Origin of the sequence: Nostoc sp. (assembly GCF_036919495.1) — a bacterium.
Taxonomy (GTDB): Bacteria; Cyanobacteriota; Cyanobacteriia; order Cyanobacteriales; family Nostocaceae; genus Nostoc.
In genome coordinates this window covers 1-18207 of sequence record NZ_JBALBZ010000156.1, presented here as the reverse complement: position 1 = coordinate 18207, position 18207 = coordinate 1, and the positions used below count along the sequence as shown (strand labels likewise).

Here is an 18207-nt window from a genome sequence, read left to right as displayed (position 1 = left end):
TCACTCATGGCTATCTAAACAAAGGCTGCAAAAGCAGGTTTGATCATCTTTAAATTTTATTCCTAGATATTTTGTAATAATTCTAATGACACAGATTAAGCCTGAAATAAAGCGTACAGAAGAATTACGCCAGTTATTACAACAAGCAAGCTTCGCTTATTACGTCCTAGATGCTCCAATTATGGAGGATGCAGTCTATGACCAGCTATATCGAGAATTGCAACAACTGGAAATTCAATATCCAGAATTGGCGACTCCCGATAGTCCGACTCAGCGCGTGGGTGAGAGGCCAGCAACGCAGTTTAGCTCGGTGCGGCACAATATCCCTTTGTACAGTCTTGAGAATGCATTTAATATCGATGAGTTGCAAGCTTGGGATCAGCGTTGGCGGCGACAAGTACCAAAAATAGACTCGGTGGAATATGTCTGTGAACTCAAAATTGATGGTTCTGCTTTGGCTCTTACCTATCAAAATGGCATTCTAGTTAGGGGTGCAACTAGGGGTGATGGGGTGACGGGTGAAGATATCACCCAAAATGTACGGACAATTCGCTCAATTCCCTTGCGTTTGAATTTTGAAGGGTTAGAAATTCTAGAAAGGGTGGAAGTACGCGGCGAGGCGTTTTTACCATTGGAAGTATTTAAACAAATAAACGAGGAAAGGCAAAAAGCAGGTGAGCAATTATTTGCCAATCCCCGTAATGCCGCAGCTGGTACACTCAGGCAACTAGACTCGCGCATTGTTGCTAAACGGCGATTAGATTTCTTTGGCTATACCTTGCACATTCCTGGTAGAGATGACGCCAGTATTGCCAATACCCAATGGGAAGCATTGGAGTTATTAGAAAAGATGGGTTTTCGAGTCAACCCCAACCACAAACTGTGTACCTCGATCGCAGAAGTGGCAAAATATTATGAATACTGGGATACGGAACGGCTGAATTTACCCTACATGACTGATGGGGTAGTAGTAAAGCTGGATTCTTTTAAACTTCAAGAACAGCTAGGGTTTACGCAGAAATTCCCTCGCTGGGCGATCGCTTTAAAGTACCCAGCTGAAGAAGCCCCCACCCGTGTAGAAAATATTGCTGTAAATGTCGGGCGAACGGGGGCGTTAACACCGTTAGCCGAGATGCGCCCGGTGCAACTGGCGGGGACAACAGTTTCTCGCGCTACTTTACACAATAGCGATCGCATTACTCAATTAGATATTCGCATTGGCGATACTGTCATTGTCCGCAAGGCTGGAGAAATTATCCCAGAAGTGCTGAGGGTATTAAAAGAACTCCGTCCCTCTGACACTGAACCTTTCGTTATGCCCACCCATTGCCCAGTTTGTGGTCAACCAGTGGTGCGAGAATCAGGTGAGGCGGTGACTCGGTGCGTCAATGCTTCCTGTGCAGCAATTCTCAAAGGTTCTATTGAACATTGGGTAAGTCGTGATGCTTTAGATATTAAAGGCTTGGGCGAAAAGCTGGTGCATCAACTCGTTGATAAAGGTTTAGTGCATTCTGTTGCCGATTTGTATGAGTTGACAGCAGATAAATTGTGTGCATTAGAAAGGATGGGGGAAAAGTCGGCAGAGAAATTAGTGGATGCGATCGCTCAATCGAAAAACCAACCTTGGTCAAGGGTATTGTATGGTCTAGGCATCCGTCACGTTGGCAGCGTGAATGCCCAATTGTTGACTCAGAAATATTTCACAGTAGACCAGTTAGCTACAGCAAAGCAATCAGATATTGAAGGAATTTACGGTATCGGTGCTGAAATTGCCCAATCTGTGTACCAGTGGTTTCGGATTGATGCCAACCAAAGGTTAATAGAACGTTTACAAGCAGAAGGATTGCAATTAGTTGCCACAGAGGAAACAAAAATAGTTGGTGATGGTAATCAAAAGTTTGCAGGTAAAACTTTTGTAATTACGGGAACATTGCCAACCTTAAAGCGAGATGAAGCCAAGGCCTTGATTCAAAAAGCTGGTGGGAAAGTGACTGAATCAGTCAGTAAAAAAACAGATTATTTGGTAGTAGGCGAAGATGCAGGTTCTAAATTAGAAAAAGCGCTGTCCTTAGGAATTACGCAATTAAGCGAGCCGCAGTTGTTGGAGATGCTTGAGGATTGATGCATATCTGGCAAACGCGTCACGCTTATTAATTGTTAACGTTTATTACGCTTGACTTCTGCCTTAATTTTCCCTAACCCTCTTTTTTAGGAGGGAATTAGAGCAAGTATAAAAATAGGATGGTTTTATACTACTATAAGTTGATAGATTTATCGTATAATATTTTGCAAGTGCGATCGCTTCCTTTGATATGTAGTGATTAAGTGCAAGCACATATCAAAGGAAACGAACGAGTGCGAAGACTGCCCTATAGATCAAACTATGGAGAATTCACATGAGCAACAAACACATTGAAGTCAAGCAGGTAGCCGGTTTCATCGGTGCCGAAATCAGTGGCGTAGACCTTTCGCGTCCCTTGCACGATGATGCAGTCAAAGAAATTCGTCAAGCGCTATTGAAGTGGAAAGTCGTGTTCTTTCGCGGTCAGAACATCGATCATGCTGCACAGGTTGCGTTCACCGCTCGTTTTGGCGAAGTTACCTACGCGCATCCCCACGAGGATGAGCCAATTGAAGGCTTCTCAGAAATATTGCCGATTGACCGCAGCCGTTACGAACGGCGCAACGGTCTGCGGCGTTCCAGTTACGAGAGCCGTTGGCATACCGATGTGACAGCAGTTGTCAACCCACCTGCGGCATCGATTTTGCGTGCGGTTAACGTTCCTAGCTTCGGTGGTGACACCCAGTGGACTAACTTAGTCGCAGCCTACGAGGGTCTATCAGCACCCCTGCGGGCGCTAGCAGACGGATTGAAAGCCGAACATCGCTTCAATGCGCGTTTGAATCTGCCCAGCAATAGCAAAATTGCCCAGCGCATTGCAGCCAATCCCCTGGTTTCAATACACCCAGTCGTCAGGGTTCATCCTGAGACAGGCGAACGAGCATTGTACGTGAATCCTGGCTTCACCTCACACATTCTTGACGTATCACGGCAAGAAAGCGACCTGCTGCTTGAGTTGTTTTTCAACCAGATCACCAAGCCTGCCTACACCACCCGCTTCCGATGGAACAACGGTGATATTGCCTTCTGGGACAATCGCGCCACCTCGCATTTAGCCCCGCAGGATCTGGATCATATCGAAGTCGAGCGCGTCCTCTATCGCACCACCATAACGGGTGATGTTCCAATCGGACCCGATGGTTTCCGATCGCAAGTGGTTGAAGGTGAAGCGTTCAATAGCCAATTACCAACCATCTTAAAGAACACATCTGAGAAGTTGGAAGCAGAACCAGTGCTTTCGTAAGCTAAAGAGTGCTAAGGGACTTCCAGTAAAAAATATCCCATCGTAGGGTAGCACAGCTGTGCTGCCCTACAAACGTATAAATGAATTTGGGATAATTTATTTTACAGAATTGGTATTAATAAGGATTGGAGTCCACTTGAGTGGACTTGCGCTATTAGCAAGAGAATTTATTCTCTGGCGGGAAAATGGACAGGTGCAAGATATATATAACTTTACCGTCTTATACCGTTTCACTTTAAGATTGATAAAGATGGCAAGCTGTCCTGAAAAATTTGGAGCTTTACTAAATAGAAACCAATGTCTGAACAAAAGCCTGTAAGCCCGTGGAACTACAAACCTTGGTGGTGTCAACCTTGGTCTATAGTTCTCACAGGTGTAACTTTGATTGGTGGTAGCTGGTTACTATTTAAAACTATCTGGCTAACAGTTCTCGTCTCTATCCCTGTAATGATATGGATGGGATTTTTTGTATTGTTTTGGCCACAACTAATGATTCGCAGTGGGATTTTGGAGTCGTATAAGGACTAAGTACAGCATTTCATTTATTCGTAGCGAATTAGATTTGGCAATACCCTGCAATGCCAATGCATCGGCTGACAATGCCAATGCATCGGCTAACAATGCCAATGCATCGGCTAACAATGGCAACGCATCGGCTGACAATGCCAATGCATCGGTTAACAATTACAATGCATCGGCTAACAATGGCAACGCATCGGCTAACAATGGCAATGCGTCCCCTTGCATTAAAAACGCTACGATTTTACGCAAAGCTGTACTAAGGAATGAGGTTAAATTAGATCCATAACTTTTTATCTGGGGCATAGCACTCAAATGCTTCTATGCAGGAAATCTGGAAATTAATAAATCCTCATTCCTAATTCGAGTAAAACCTCCGAAATATTCCCATGTTTATCGCCTAGTACAGCTCGGCGGAAATAAACCTACCATTTGAAACAGCCAGAAAGCCCAAAATGAAAAACTCCACGCCACTTGCGGGATGGAGTTTTTGAGCATGGGGATTGGGGCGGCTATCCCTCTCCATTCACAAGGAAATGGAGTTTCACGCCGCTTTCAATGAAAGCTTTTCGACTTTTGACTTCCGCCTTGCGGTACTAGTTATTTGACAGTTGCGTAAGTCCTGATTAAGTAGATTGCTGCAATCCATAAAGAGCTAGATTGGGAGTACCTGCTGGAGCTGAAGAATAAGCGATATCTAGAGAAATACTAGCTTCTATCGTCAGAGGGCCACCAATTAAAGGAGTTGTACTACCTGCTGCAAAAGCTCTATCTGCTACTAGATTAAACTCCAAAGGAGATGGGCTAGGATTGCTAGCTGAGTTAATATCAATGTCAATAATCTTTCCGGGGGTTAACTTCAAGGTACTAAAAACTGAATTAGCCTGAGCTTGGGCGTCTTTAGCCGCTTCGCTAAGAACCTGCAAGCGTGCCTGCTGCAATGCTTCGTCTGAGGCAGTGAAGCTTATATTCTGTATTAGATTCGCACCTGCTTGGATAGCTTTGTCAATTGCTCCTCCAGCTTGAGCCGTTGGTAACTTAAACTGAAGTGTGTTGAGTTCACTAAAGCCGCTTAGAGTTTGATTACCATCTTTATCATTCTTATAGACGGGATTTAGTTGAATAGATGTAGTTTGAAGTTCTTGCGCCCCAAGCTTTTGCAGCACATCAACTACTGCTGTTGAACGTTGAGCAACTTCTTCTTGAACTTCGGTTGCGGTTTTTCCCTGTATTTGAATCCCCAATTGCACCTCAGTTAAAGTAGTGGGAACGGTGATCTTTCCTTGACCAGTAACTTCCAATTTCTGAGCAGTGTTTGGATTAGTGCTACCAGTCAGGGGATCGATAATCCCAAGAGCCTGCTTAATCGCACCTGTCAGATTATCATCAGTAGCCGATGCGAGAGTACCTGCTGAATTTGGAGAATAACCGATATCTAGAGAAACACTAGCTTTTATCGTCTGAGGACTACCAATTATAGGAGTTGTAGTATCTGCTGCAAAAGAATTTACTGCTTGAAACCGCAAAGGAGATGGGCTAGGATTGCTAGCTGAGTTAATATTAATGTCAATAATCTTTCCGGGGGTTAACTGCAAAGTACTAAAAACAACCCCAGCCTGAGTTTGGGCGTCTTTAGCCGCTTCGCTAAGAACCTGCAAGCGTGCCTGCTGCAATGCTTCGTCTGAAGCAGTGAAGGTTATATTTTGTATTAGATTCGCACCTGCTTGGATAGCTTTGTCAATTGCTCCTCCAGCTTGAGCCGTTGGTAACTCAAACTGAAGTGTGTTGAGTTCACTAAAGCCGATTAGAGTTTGATTACCATCTTTATCATATTTATAGACGGGATTTAGTTGAATAGATGTAGTTTGAAGTTCTTGCGCCCCAAGCTTTTGCAACACATCAACTACCTTTGCTGAACGTTGAGCAGTTTCTTCTTGAACTTCGGTTGAGGTTTTTCCCTGTATTTGAATCCCCAATTGTACCTCGGTTAAAGTAGTGGGAACGTTAACTTCTCCTTGACCAGTAACTTCCAATTTTTCAGCAGTATTTGGATTAGTGCTACCAGTCAGGGGAGGGATGATCACAAGAGCCTGCTTACTCGCAATTGTGAGATTATTTGTGTTAGTCATCTTATTTTCCTTGCTTAAATGATGTTTGAAACCTGTTGATGTTTTAATCTAAGCTCGACTTTATCCAAAATTAAGAACTCGGTTTTGTTGATACGGCAAAAATCCTAGCTTTTTGGCAAAAACTTTTTCGATGTCACTGATTCTTGGTGAAATCGAAAAAATAATGCTACTATCCCACAAAGGTTTTAGCGTCAGCTTGAGTGTTCCCAAAAAATGTCTAAAGTCGAGCTAAGAGGATGTCTAAAAAGTAAGAAAGCCCACTTAACGTTATCCTGTCAGTAGGAAAAAATACTTAAGTATGACAGCGTTACGACAGCCATGAATCCATCATACCTAAGTAACTTAACTTAATCGGAGTGAAAATTGCTATCGGAACTAATTCCAGCAGCTAAAAAAGTCGGTAGAAAACGCAGTGTTGATATGTCAGCAGTAGTGAATGCAATTTTTTAACGCCACCACAACTTAATATTACGTAACAAGTTCGTCAGCCAAGTGAGTTATTTTGGATAGATAATCTATTCATCAGGTAGTGGGTAAGTCTTCTTCAGGCAATATTTCATCTATGCTGAGTACCCAAGGGATACCTTTATCAGATGGAGGGCTAACAGTAATTCGACCTCTGTTAGTAAATCTTTTTAACATGTCGGTGAATTGGGGAACAGTTCTCATGATGTTCTGATAAGTTTCTATATCTGGGCAAATCATGATTAACATCAGAATCCCACTATTAATTTTGAAATACCAATGGCAACTTGACAATAAAATGCGTGTGATGCGTAGACGCGGAGCGGCTTGTCGTCAGACATCGCTCGCTAAGAAAAAGTTTTTCTTCGTCGCTTCTTCAAGTTGTCTAAAAAGTATTTCACTCAATTGAATTGTCAGATTAGAAGGCAAATCATCTGGAGATAGGTAGGGCTGATTCATAAAATTTTTGTACGTTTTAATAAATTAAGAAGCTGAGGATTTTGCAGAATTAATACTACGCAAAAATATAATTTTTATAATTCTTGATTTTGCGTAACAATCCACTGCAAATCTAACCATAATTGAGGACAAACCTTCTTAACCTGCGATTTAGGGTCGTGTAACAAATTTGTAGCATTTACGCAAACAACTTCAACTAAACCCAGATATTCTGCCACTTCTATCAGTAAGTTTTTTTCTGCCACTATAGCAGCAATCAGTCTGTCAGGACAGTAAATCCTTATATATTTGGCATGAGGAATATACACGCCTTTTGATTTAGAATTTAGCACTTTTACATAGCACTGGTTTAGTAATTTCCACGCTCTTGGGTGAGCTTGCTCAATAATAAGGGTAAATTGTTGGGCTAAGTCTTCTTCGGTAATCATTACTTTCTCCATTATTTTTTTGCTAAAAACTGTAATTTCATCTCATTTATGCACAGTAAAAGTGACGCAGCACTGCTAATGCTGTCTGCATTTTTATCTGAGTAAAATTAACAATTTTTAGTTGGGGTAAAATTTACCCATGCGGCAGAATTTGTTGGTAAGTTTTCTACGGCTTTTGTTACTTTCCTATCAAGCATCAAAGCTGAAACCGATTACTAAAACTGTATCAATCGCTGCTTTAAATCAAATTAATTGGTATAAAGCGAAGTTACTGAAAAAAGAATTAAGCAGCCAGAATAACTCTTGTGCAAGTGGTGGATGAATCAGAGCAAAAATTTTTGCAATTCGCAATAAAATTGGCGAGATTTATGATATTCTGGTTTTAGAGGGAATCAAGAGTGCGATCGCCACCGGAAAGGGCGGGTACGCCATCGCACAAAATGTCTTTGAATAAAAATGCTATACATTCAAAGATTGTGCTTTTGCGTTGGTAGATGGGAGTTAAATCCGCTACGGCTTTTTGAAATTGAGAGATTAAAGCCAATGAAGCAGGATAGTAATCTTTGTAATAGCTTGAAGTCAATTAAAACCCGTCTAGGCATGAGCCAGCAAGACTTGGCGAATATAGCTAGTGTTACCCGTCAGATAATTAGTGAGTGGTGTAGAGTCAGGGCAATATGCGTCCTCAGTTGCGATTACACTCCGCCTAGCAAAAGCGCTTGGCTGTCAAATTGGGGATCTGGCTAGGGTTGAGGGACAATTGATAGCTTATCCCTTGATTGGCAAGGATGCTTTTCGCTACGACATGATTCCAACTGATGGTGAGGTAGTTGCGGTGGACGGGTTCCCCGGCATAACCTCGGCTAGTTCATTCGCAATTTGAAGTTCTCGGCGGCTATGACACAAGCAAAATCGGGGAAGTTGTAGCGACCATTTAGAGTGGATTGCATTTTTGGTTGGTTTGGTTATCGGGAAAAACTCTGCATAAATTTGAATTCCTGCTGTAACCACTCTTGAGGCTTGAGCAACCATTTGGGATTTTGTGACAACAACTGATAATGCTTAGGTCAAGTTTTCCAGGCTTTGATCCCTATATCAAATCATCTCTGCGCTTATACGCAGAGATGATCGGGACTGTGCTGCAAAGTTAAGCGATCGCATGTAGTGGAAGCGATCGCTCATGAAACAACAAGACTCAGCAAACAATTGCAAGATAAATTATTATGTCCGACAACAAAATTAGGCAGATTGCTTTCTACGGTAAAGGCGGTATTGGTAAATCTACCACATCCGAATGGCACTAAGAAAAGGTGAAACCTCGTTAGGGCATCGCGGTGTAGGGTGTAGTGTTTCAGACAATTTCAATGCCAGTACGTCAAGGAGTTCAACATCTTCTTAATTACCCACACCCGAACCTGCAACCCCACATCCAAAAGCCTTATAAATAATGGATTTGGCGTTATCTTAGTACCATTCGTATCTAAAACTTTTTATACCGGCAATAGGAATTTTCAAACAACCTTTTAGCGGTTTGCTACCAATTTTTGAGCGATTTTTTGTTTAAATAAACGATAAAAAAACAATGGATTACCTATGATATAACGATCCCAGAGACGAGTAGGTTCAGTAACTAAGCGTGTTAACCACTCGAAGCCATTATTCGTCAACCACTCGGGGCCACGATATGTAGAGTTAGTATAAAAATCTAGACACGCGCCTAAAGGTAAAAATACACTAGCTTCAATTTTATTGAAATTATCTAAAATCCACCGTTCCTGTAATGGCATACCAAAACCAATATATAAAATATCTGGTCTAAAATTATTAATTTTTTCTATTATTAAATCATTCTCTTTTCCTGATTTATCAAAGTAACCATGATGTCCGTCTATCCGAAGCTTTGGTGCAATTGATACCAACTTTGTAATTGCTTCATCCACTACGCCGGGTTTTCCAGCTAATAAAAACAAAGAAATATTTTCTTTTTCACATTTTAATGCTAAATCTTCTATATAATCTGGTGCTGTCATGCGATGTGCAGAATCCAGCGAATAACCGCTTAAGTTAGCCGCTAATAATACACCAAATCCATCGCAAAATACTAAATCTGCATTATTTAAAAAATCTCGATACCAAGACTTTTCATAAGCAAAATTCATAGCTCTAATATTCACATTTTCGACAATTGTCTTTTTTGGTTTTTTGACTGATTCTACTAAATAATCGATTAATTCTTGTACTTTAACTTTATGGAATCTTGTATCAAACAACTTGATTTCAGGGAAAGTTTTCGTATCCATTGTTATTTCCTCTTTGTCTACTTTACACAAACTTATGGTTAATCAATGATCATCAGAATATGGCTCTTAACCTACCACTGATGCATAAATGTATTTTAAGGATGTAAGATAATTGTTGATATCCAAGTGTTTAACACTTATCCTTGCATTATTTCCTAAAGATATTCTCAAATTCTTATCTGCAATTAAAGATTGCATTGCTTCTGACAACTGTTGAATCTCACCTGGATTAAGTAATAAACCATTCTGGTTTTGAGTAACGACTTCAGGTATCCCTCCTACTTTAGTAGTTATGACAGCTAAACCCCAACTCATTGCTTCTAGTAGTGCCATCGGCAAACCTTCGTTGTAAGAAGGTAAAACAAATACATCAGCTTTAGCTAAAAGCTCGTCGCGTTTTTCTTTGTCTACCCAGTCAAGGATAGTGATGTGGTCAACAAGATTTAGAGTTTCAATCAAACTACGAGCTTTTTCTACATCTCCATCCCCTGCCATAGTCAACTTTGCTTTACTTTTCTCTTGGGCAGGTAGAGAAGCGAATGCGTTAATTAAATCAAATGCACCTTTGCGCTGACCAATGCGCCCTAGAAATAAGAAAAATACCTGATTGGAATCTATATGCTGTGGAATTTGGGCAGGAATTCTTACCGCGTTAGGAAGAACAATAACTTGCTCTGGCTTCAAACCAAGATTTTCGATATAGAATTTTTTCCAGCTATCTGATAAAACAATAAAACGCGTACATTTTCTAAAAGACCAACTGAGCCATTGCTTAAGCAATTGAGGAAGCTCAGAGTAAAACAAATGAAAGTCAGCACTATGAGCATGAATAATTAGCGGTTTTTTAAATAGCCAACAAATTACACTAGTGATTGAGTGACGAAAAGCGCTACCTCTCTCTGAAACATGAACGTGAATTAGATCGGCTTTTTTATTTAATAAGTTCCAAAATAACTCCACTATTGCCTGCACAAACACTAATACTTTCTGAGGAGCAGAGCCATTCGGTAAAGTAGTTATATGTGTAAATTTAATATCGGAAGTAGCTTCAGTGGCTTCTTCAAGGATGAGCTTTTGCACGGAAACTATTCCACCTTGCCGCTCCAAGCTTTCGCCTAACATAGTAATCTTTATAGGACTCATAACAAAAGAGCTTATTTAGGGTAGATAAATTCATTAAATATTTATGTACGGCACACCCTACTTAAACTATGATTAACTTATCTATTTGTCAATGATAGTCATTAACAGTTTTCATGTAATAAATATTACTATCTCGCAAAGTCCGGGCTAAAGGTTGTTTACCCGTGGCGTGTAATTTATTCTTAAAACTGATTGAATCATCTCTTGACAGACCGGAAAAACTAATGAACTTATTTGAGCTTTTAGCGGGGGAAGACAATCATCTAGCCCTAGTTACGCCTGAGGAGCGAGAGGAGCGATCGCTAACCTACAAGCAATTGCGCGAGAATATTGTTGGACTGGTATCGCAACTCAACAGCTTTGGATTGAAACGAGGCGAACGCATTGCTATTGCCATGACTAACGGTTCACCAATGGCTATTACCTTTTTGGCTGCCGCTCTGTGTGGCACTGCTGCACCCTTAAATCCTAAATACAAACAAGAAGAATTTGCCTTCTATTACGAAGATATCCAAGCAAAAGCACTGATTACGTTGTCTGAGTCGCCAAAAGCAGCCATTGCCGCCGTCATATCCGACATGATACTGATTAATGCCAAGGTAAACTCTGACGGTACACTGAGCTTTGAATTAGTTAAAACAGGCTCAGAACCAGCAGAATCCTCGAATCCCGCAGCCCCCAACGCCGATGATTTAGCGATGATTCTCCACACTAGCGGCACCACCAGCCGTCCCAAGCGTGTGCCAATTCGTCATCGCAACTTAATCGCCTCAGCCAACAACATCATTGGTGCTTACTCACTCACAGCAGCTGACACTACACTTTGCTTAATGCCCCTGTTCCACATTCACGGATTGGTGGGCTGTTTGCTGGCAACTCTCGCATCGGGCGGCACATTAATTTGTCCCAATGGTTTTAATGCCTTGGAATTTTGGAAACTGGTAGATATCTACAAACCTACCTGGTACTCCGCAGCGCCAACCATGCATCAAACAATTTTGGCCCGCGCTAGCCGCAACACAGAAATTGTCAAAGCTAACCGCTTTCGTTTCATTCGCTCTAGTAGCGCTCCCTTGCCCCCAATTATCATTGAACAACTAGAGGCAACTCTTAATGCTCCGGTGGTGGAATCTTACAGCATGACTGAAGCATCTCACTTAATGACTACCAACCCCCTACCGCCAAAAGTCAGGAAACCGGGTACTGTCGGTTATGGTTTCGGTGTAGAAGTCGGCACTATGGACTCCGAAGGCAACCTATTATCTCAAGGAAGCTTGGGCGAGGTGGTAGTAAAAGCACCCAATGTCATAGATGGCTACGAAAACAACCCGGAAGCTAACGCCACAGCTTTTGTAAACGGTTGGTTCCGCACAGGGGATCAGGGAACACTGGATGCAGACGGCTACCTCCGCTTGACTGGACGCATTAAAGAATTGATTAATCGGGGTGGAGAAAAAATTTCTCCTTTAGAAGTGGATGATGTTTTACTGCGCCATCCCGCCGTCGCCGAAGCCTTAGCCTTTGCCGTCCCCCACAAATCTTTAGGAGAAGATATCCACGCTGCTGTTGTCCTCAAGGGAGAAGTCAGCGAAAAAGAACTTTTAGCTTACTGTTCAACCATGCTGGCAGACTTCAAAGTTCCCAAGCAAATTCACATTTTGGATCAACTACCTCGTGGTGCTACCGGCAAACTGCAACGGTTGGCTATGGCGAAATTGCTTAACATAGTCTGAATCAGCGATACACTAAGGAAAATTCCTTGAGGAAGCTTTGATGGCACGAGCAAACGGGGTTACAAGTGAAATGTCTGCACAGGAATTGCCTACAATATCAGATGAAGATACAGTGACAATTGAAGATTTACCGGAAGCAGTGGAGGATGTTCAGGATATTGACGACATCTTGAATTCACTCAAAACCTTACTGAGTAGCCTAGAAAAACTCCAAAAAGTTCGGCAGGAAGTGGGTGACATCAAACCGTTAATTGGGCGGATGCTTGATGGGGAACTGGTTGCTGGTGAAGAACTTGAGCAGCTTAAGGCAGGTGTGAGCAGTCTTTCTCGTCTTGTTCGGGCTTATAATGACCATCAAATAGCGTTGGCTAAAGCACAATCGGCTAGAAACTTGCTAGATCAAGTCCTTAAAGAGCGGAAAGCTAATTGAAATAAGAAGCAAGCGATCGCATTTTTTTAAAGAGGCGATCGCTGTAAATTAAAGGTGTAACTCAAACTCGCAGCTATCCCCATGAAGTCTTTACAAGACTACACCACTGTTATCCGTCCCGATAACAATGGTACGTTTGTTGCCTATGTACCATTGATTTCCGGTTGTCACGCTTGGGGAGAAACGCCAGATGAGGCCCGTGCTGAACTTGTCTATGTTTTTGAAATGATTCAGGAAGAATAGAAAGAACAAGGACGTTCTATACCCAAAGACGTTGAACTGGTTGATAACCTAAAATAGGTTATGATGACGAAAGTCTAGTATTAATTGTAAGGTAGGTATCGTAATGAAGACTAATAGAGAGAATCTACCCTTAGACCAGATTCTCTTAGAGGATAGCTTACAACTGCTTAGTAATCTGCCAGATGAATGTGTTGACTTAGTTGTATCCTCTCCACCTTATAATCTAGGCAAAGAATACGAATCAAGGCAGGCTCTTGATATCTATTTGGCAGAACAAACAACCGTTTTGCTTGAATGTAGCCGGATTCTTAAAAATACAGGTTCGCTATTTTGGCAAGTTGGTGCTTTTTCTGACCGAGGAATGCTGATTCCTCTGGATATTCGCTTTTTTCCGATTTTAGAGTCATGCAGATTAATTCCTCGCAACCGAATTATATGGGCTAGGCAACATGGTCTTCATGCCCAGAAAAAGTTTTCTTGTAGACATGAAACTATTCTTTGGTTTACTAAATCGGATAACTATAAATTTAATCTGGATGCTATTAGAGTTCCCCAAAAGTATCAAAATAAAAAACATTATCGGGGAAATCGAAAAGGTGAACTTTCATGCAATCCAGAAGGGAAAAATCCTGGTGATATTTGGCTATTTCGGAATGTTAAACATAACCATGAAGAACAAACTATACATCCTTGCCAATTTCCAGAAGACTTGGTAGCTCGAATTATATTAGCTACAACTAACAAAAATGATATTGTTTTAGATCCATTTATGGGTTCTGGTACTGCGGCAGTGGTTGCGAGAGATCATAAACGCCATTTTATCGGCTCAGAAATTGAACCAAAATATCATCAAGTTGCATTGCGTCGTCTCAGTGGCAATCCAGATAAAAATGGTTTTTTTCCAAATTTAAAAACTTTACGCGATTATGTTGAAAAAACTGGTCAATCTATTGATAAATTTAAATTTGATGTGCAAGTAGGAAATAAGGCTTCAGAACGCAGTAAAGCAAAAATTTATCCAGAAGAGTATCACTTACAAGAAATGGAAGATAGGTTAATCTATGAAGAATCTGCTTTTGCAGCTAATCTAAGAGGTGAAGAGATTCCAGTAGATCGAAAGCTTAATGGTAATGGTAAAAAGACCTCTTTGCAAAATAAAATAGTAAAACAAGTAGAAGAAATAGAACAAATTGAATTAAGATTATGGAGCTAATAGATTAATTTTTACAATAAGTTAAATAGGCAGCGACTACGGGCTGAACGTCCAGCAATGATTTGGCATTGGCGATTGATTCTAGTATTCACAGTTCTAGAATATCTTTTAGATGAATACTCAGTCCAGATGATAGGCACTATTGTATTTTGTTGTTCAAATAATCCAACCAGCCTGATTGGTACATCAAAAACTTGGTATTTAGTCAAAGCTGTTAACTGATTAACAGCTTGCTCATAATAAAGAGTGCTGTTGGAAGCAGGAAACATTAAAGCCTTTGTCACTAAAATTACTAAATTAGTCGGGTATCCAACAAATTCAGTTTTAGCTTTGAAGAACAATTCTGAGCGCAAGGTGTTATTGAGTAGGAAGGGATAATTAGAAAATTGAATTTCAATGATGATGCCAGCTTTGGCAAAATCAACCTCTGTACCCAAAAATCTGTACGGTGCGGGAATAAGTATATTTGATTGCCAACCATCATCGATAAAGGCAGCTTTAATGTATTCGTTCGTACCTACTGGATCGAATATTGCATTACCCTGAATTCCAGCTTGATCTGAAGCTTTGATGTGCAAAGGCATTCTAGTGAGACTAGTACTAATCTCATGCCATTCGTTCTTATATTGGTTATTAATGATTGTATCTGCTGAGTTAAAGTCAACATATTGAATAATGATTATTATGTCTCCTTTTGGTATTTCAAAAGTTCTTCTATAAAAGCAAGCGGATCTATTTCAAGCACTTGGGCAACTTGTAAAAATTCAATCACGTCAAGACGACGCTCTCCACGTTCATACTTTGATACATAGGATTGCGGAAGCTCTAGCTTTGCTGACAACTCTGCTTGAGTGAGCTTGGCAGCTTTTCGGGCTTCGATAAGTAGCTGGCGAAACCGATTGTACTCTTCGCTGAAAACTGATTTAGGCACTTTAGCTTGCCTTTTTTCTGGCGATGGTTTATTCGATCTCGATGAGAGTTATGACATATTGCTGAACTCAGTTAAATTCTAAAACCTAATATGGGATAAACCCAAAATAGGTTTTTAAGTATATCTAAATCTGTGCTTTGATTTGAAGGATATCAAATTTTGCAAGATATCTACTTATGTTGATGAACGTTGCACCCGCCATTGTAATACTAGGTCAAAATAGCGTGACAGTAGCACGCAAAATAATTACTGTGCTACCAGGGGCGACACTATACGGTCTAGCCGATCGCACATCGGGAGTTGATGTCAGCTTTAATAACTTTGGCGAGACGTTGCGCGAGTTATTTGCTCAGGGAACGCCGCTAATTGGCATTTGTGCCGCCGGCATTTTGATTAGGACATTAGCTCCCGTACTCTCAGATAAACAACAGGAACCACCAGTGTTAGCTGTGGCTGAAGATGGTAGTGCTGTTGTTCCCCTCTTGGGTGGACTTGGTGGGGTAAACGATTTAGCCCGTCGCATTGCTGAAGCCCTTGATATCAAACCTGCAATTACGACCACAGGCGATATACGTTTGGGTACAACGCTGTTATCTCCTCCCCCCGGATACCATTTGGCAAACCCAGACGATGCGAAGAAATTTATCTCCGATTTGCTAGCCGGGACACAAGTCAAGTTAGAAGGCACAGCACCTTGGTTGAGCCATAGTAAATTGCCCATAGATCCACAGGGAGATTTGACCATTCAAGTTACGGAACGTTTGGTGACTCCTACAGCCAACTGCCTTGTCTACCACCCAGCAACGATCGCGATCGCAATTAGTGACATCATTGATGATGCAGTAGCTTTAGTACAGCAGCTACTAGCTGATGCCAAACTAGAAAAAGCATCAGTCGCCGGGATATTTGCACCCATCACCGCCGCAGCTGATCCCGCAATCCACGCCGTAGCTAACGCCTTCGGAGTGCCTGCCCGCTTTTTTACCCCAAATCAGCTAGAAAGTCTGTTATCACAAGGTTATAGCCCCGCCCAAGCAGTAGCGATCGCAGCTACAGGGACATCTCCCTTATCTTCCTCATCTCCCGACATTGCGATCGCCATTGCCCCTCAACCAATTGACCCCAACACCATCGGTCAACCACGCGGACGGTTAGCGATTATTGGTACAGGCCCTGGTGGATCGCAGTGGATGTCTCCCGAAGTCAAGGAGATACTCAAGTCGGCAACTGACCTAGTGGGTTATAAAACTTATTTAGATTTAGTTGGTTCTCTGGCTGATGGCAAGCAACGGCATGAGTCTGACAACCGCGAAGAAGAAGCACGGGCAAAAATGGCCCTTGATTTGGCCGCATCTGGGCGATATGTAGCTGTAGTTTCATCTGGTGACCCCGGTATCTATGCAATGGCAACAGCAGTTTTTGAAGTATGCGATCGCTATGCCAAACCTGAATGGGACACTATCAACATTCATGTAGCCCCAGGCATCTCCGCCATGCAGGCAGCAGCAGCAGCCATTGGTGCGCCCCTTGGACATGACTTTTGTGTTATTTCCCTGTCTGACATCTTAAAGCCTTGGTCTGCGATCGCACAACGAATTGCTGCTGCTGCCGAGGCTGATTTCGTAATTGCTTTCTACAATCCTGTTTCCAAAGAGCGTACCTGGCAACTGGCAGAAGCGAGAAATATTTTGCTGCTACATAGAAAACCCGATACCCCAGTAGTATTGGCCCGGAATCTCGGTAGACCAGGACAGACGGTGAAAGTGATTACACTTGACCAGTTAGCACCAGCAAGCGCTGATATGCGAACAATTATTCTCGTTGGTTCCACAAAAACCCGAATTATCAAGCGCAGCGATGGTAATATCTGGGTTTATACGCCGCGTCGCTATAGCGAATAGTAGCCATGATCAGCGCTGTTATGAGTGATTTTCACCAACCTACTTAACCTAATACAAAACCATCAACAGATAGAGAAAAAGTGGGGATAATGATAGGTTAAGAGGATAGAAAACAGACAACAACCCATTATGAATAATTCAGTATTAATTGCCCTTCCCCTATTAGTGTGTATAGTTTTGTCACCAGTTAGCAAAGCTGATACTGTCCAAAGTTCAATTAATCATGCCATCAAAATGTCTTCATTCAACCTCAGTTCCCAAAAATGGAAAAACCGTGTGCTACTAGTCTTTGCACCGTCTGTTGATAACCATATCTATCAACAGCAAATGCAACTATTGCAAAAGCATAACAGGGGTTTTGCAGATCGGGATTTAGTTCTCGTTCAGGTTTTGGCAACAGATGAAAGCTATGCCAACAAACAGCCAATAGATGATTCTTCTGCTACCAAGTTGCGCGAGTCTTTTGGGGTTGACAAAGAAAATTTCCGCGTGATTTTGGTGGGCAAAGATGGTGGTGTTAAGCGCAGTGATGCTACACCAGTGCAGGCGACAGCAATTTTTGAAGAAATTGACGCTATGCCCATGCGTCAGCAAGAAATGCAAGAGCGACGCAGAAAGTAACTAAAATTGCTCATACAACTAGCAATATTCCTGATAGATATTTACTTGCACTGTAAGATTTAATCGGATAATCTCAGCGTAATTACGCTGATTTTTCTACTCGCAAACCAAAGTAGGTCAAAACAAGCTCAGTTGAACCACTGTTGACAACTTCGTGTACTTCTCCAGGTTCTATCGCTACGCAGTTCCCTGGAAGCAGGGGGTATTCTCTACCATCTATATGAATTACTCCTGACTGGAGTTTAGACTAAAAGCGATAAGAGAGAACGCAAATCAAAAGGAATTAGAGGTTAAAAATATTCTCAAGTCAGCCTTAAAGCATCCTGA

At 41.7% G+C, this 18207-nt stretch carries 19 protein-coding genes and 2 pseudogenes; 11 read left to right on the top strand and 10 right to left on the bottom strand.

All coding sequences use genetic code 11. The annotated features are described in order from the left end of the window. Nucleotides 1-85 precede the first annotated feature (85 nt). From ligA to V7K25_RS22515, 4 genes are all read left to right on the top strand, one after another. Nucleotides 86-2122, top strand: a complete 2037-nt coding sequence (gene ligA / locus V7K25_RS22530; RefSeq protein ID WP_335160731.1) for an NAD-dependent DNA ligase LigA — start codon at nt 86-88, stop codon at nt 2120-2122. Between the two features lie 274 nt (nt 2123-2396). Beyond that, entirely contained in the window at nt 2397-3365 is a 969-nt protein-coding gene (locus V7K25_RS22525) for a TauD/TfdA dioxygenase family protein (RefSeq protein ID WP_335160729.1), read from the top strand. A 297-nt stretch (nt 3366-3662) separates the two neighbouring features. After that, complete coding sequence (locus tag V7K25_RS22520) at nt 3663-3893, top strand: DUF6737 family protein (protein ID WP_335160727.1); 231 nt, start codon at nt 3663-3665, stop codon at nt 3891-3893. Nucleotides 3894-3927: 34 nt separating this feature from the next. Next, a complete protein-coding gene (locus V7K25_RS22515; RefSeq protein WP_335160725.1) occupies nt 3928-4173 on the top strand; it encodes a hypothetical protein in 246 nt (81 codons plus the stop codon). Nucleotides 4174-4510: 337 nt separating this feature from the next. Here V7K25_RS22515 and V7K25_RS22510 read toward each other — a convergent pair whose 3' ends face one another. From V7K25_RS22510 to V7K25_RS22490, 5 genes are all read right to left on the bottom strand, one after another. Next, complete coding sequence (locus V7K25_RS22510; RefSeq protein WP_335160723.1) at nt 4511-6013, bottom strand: SIMPL domain-containing protein; 1503 nt, start codon at nt 6011-6013, stop codon at nt 4511-4513. Between the two features lie 522 nt (nt 6014-6535). Continuing rightward, nucleotides 6536-6727: a hypothetical protein gene (locus V7K25_RS22505; RefSeq protein ID WP_335160721.1), complete on the bottom strand. Its 192-nt coding sequence runs from the start codon at nt 6725-6727 to the stop codon at nt 6536-6538. A gap of 84 nt (nt 6728-6811) precedes the next feature. Further along, entirely contained in the window at nt 6812-6937 is a 126-nt protein-coding gene (locus V7K25_RS22500; RefSeq protein WP_335160719.1) for a hypothetical protein, read from the bottom strand. Between the two features lie 74 nt (nt 6938-7011). Next, a complete protein-coding gene (locus V7K25_RS22495) occupies nt 7012-7377 on the bottom strand; it encodes a hypothetical protein (protein ID WP_335160717.1) in 366 nt (121 codons plus the stop codon). A 370-nt stretch (nt 7378-7747) separates the two neighbouring features. After that, nucleotides 7748-7948, bottom strand: coding sequence for a hypothetical protein (locus tag V7K25_RS22490; RefSeq protein ID WP_335160751.1), 201 nt, complete (start codon nt 7946-7948; stop codon nt 7748-7750). Between V7K25_RS22490 and V7K25_RS22485 the strand changes: the two are divergent. After that, nucleotides 7909-8191, top strand: a pseudogene (locus V7K25_RS22485) (helix-turn-helix transcriptional regulator); the annotation flags it as partial. The gene V7K25_RS22490 and the pseudogene V7K25_RS22485 sit on opposite strands and share 40 nt — an antisense overlap. A gap of 697 nt (nt 8192-8888) precedes the next feature. Here the strand turns inward: V7K25_RS22485 and V7K25_RS22480 are convergent. Together V7K25_RS22480 and V7K25_RS22475 are read right to left on the bottom strand one after the other, a co-directional pair. Then, on the bottom strand, nt 8889-9665 hold the full coding sequence (locus V7K25_RS22480; protein WP_335160715.1) for a WecB/TagA/CpsF family glycosyltransferase: 777 nt from the start codon (nt 9663-9665) through the stop codon (nt 8889-8891). A 66-nt stretch (nt 9666-9731) separates the two neighbouring features. After that, entirely contained in the window at nt 9732-10808 is a 1077-nt protein-coding gene (locus tag V7K25_RS22475) for a glycosyltransferase family 4 protein (protein ID WP_335160713.1), read from the bottom strand. Nucleotides 10809-11032: 224 nt separating this feature from the next. On the opposite strand from V7K25_RS22475, the gene V7K25_RS22470 reads away from it, so the two are divergent. The 4 genes from V7K25_RS22470 (at nt 11033) to V7K25_RS22455 (ending at nt 14427) form a co-directional block, all read left to right on the top strand. Then, nucleotides 11033-12541 (top strand): acyl--CoA ligase, encoded by a 1509-nt coding sequence (locus tag V7K25_RS22470; protein WP_335160712.1) that lies wholly within the window; start codon nt 11033-11035, stop codon nt 12539-12541. Nucleotides 12542-12581: 40 nt separating this feature from the next. Further along, a complete protein-coding gene (locus tag V7K25_RS22465) occupies nt 12582-12971 on the top strand; it encodes a hypothetical protein (RefSeq protein ID WP_335160710.1) in 390 nt (129 codons plus the stop codon). Between the two features lie 81 nt (nt 12972-13052). Beyond that, complete coding sequence (locus V7K25_RS22460) at nt 13053-13214, top strand: type II toxin-antitoxin system HicB family antitoxin (protein ID WP_335160708.1); 162 nt, start codon at nt 13053-13055, stop codon at nt 13212-13214. Between the two features lie 103 nt (nt 13215-13317). Continuing rightward, complete coding sequence (locus V7K25_RS22455; protein ID WP_335160706.1) at nt 13318-14427, top strand: DNA-methyltransferase; 1110 nt, start codon at nt 13318-13320, stop codon at nt 14425-14427. An 11-nt stretch (nt 14428-14438) separates the two neighbouring features. Here V7K25_RS22455 and V7K25_RS22450 read toward each other — a convergent pair whose 3' ends face one another. After that, nucleotides 14439-15068 carry a restriction endonuclease gene (locus V7K25_RS22450; RefSeq protein WP_335160749.1) on the bottom strand — a complete coding sequence of 210 codons (630 nt, stop codon included), beginning with the start codon at nt 15066-15068 and terminating at the stop codon, nt 14439-14441. 41 nt (nt 15069-15109) lie between these two features. Further along, complete coding sequence (locus V7K25_RS22445; RefSeq protein ID WP_100897345.1) at nt 15110-15358, bottom strand: helix-turn-helix domain-containing protein; 249 nt, start codon at nt 15356-15358, stop codon at nt 15110-15112. Nucleotides 15359-15534: 176 nt separating this feature from the next. Between V7K25_RS22445 and cobJ the strand changes: the two genes are divergently transcribed. Next, nucleotides 15535-17259 carry a precorrin-3B C(17)-methyltransferase gene (gene cobJ / locus V7K25_RS22440; RefSeq protein ID WP_335160704.1) on the top strand — a complete coding sequence of 575 codons (1725 nt, stop codon included), beginning with the start codon at nt 15535-15537 and terminating at the stop codon, nt 17257-17259. Nucleotides 17260-17388: 129 nt separating this feature from the next. Further along, on the top strand, nt 17389-17880 hold the full coding sequence (locus V7K25_RS22435; protein WP_335160702.1) for a DUF4174 domain-containing protein: 492 nt from the start codon (nt 17389-17391) through the stop codon (nt 17878-17880). A gap of 82 nt (nt 17881-17962) precedes the next feature. Here V7K25_RS22435 and V7K25_RS22430 read toward each other — a convergent pair. After that, nucleotides 17963-18115, bottom strand: a pseudogene (locus V7K25_RS22430) (cupin domain-containing protein); the annotation flags it as partial. Nucleotides 18116-18207: the final 92 nt, after the last annotated feature.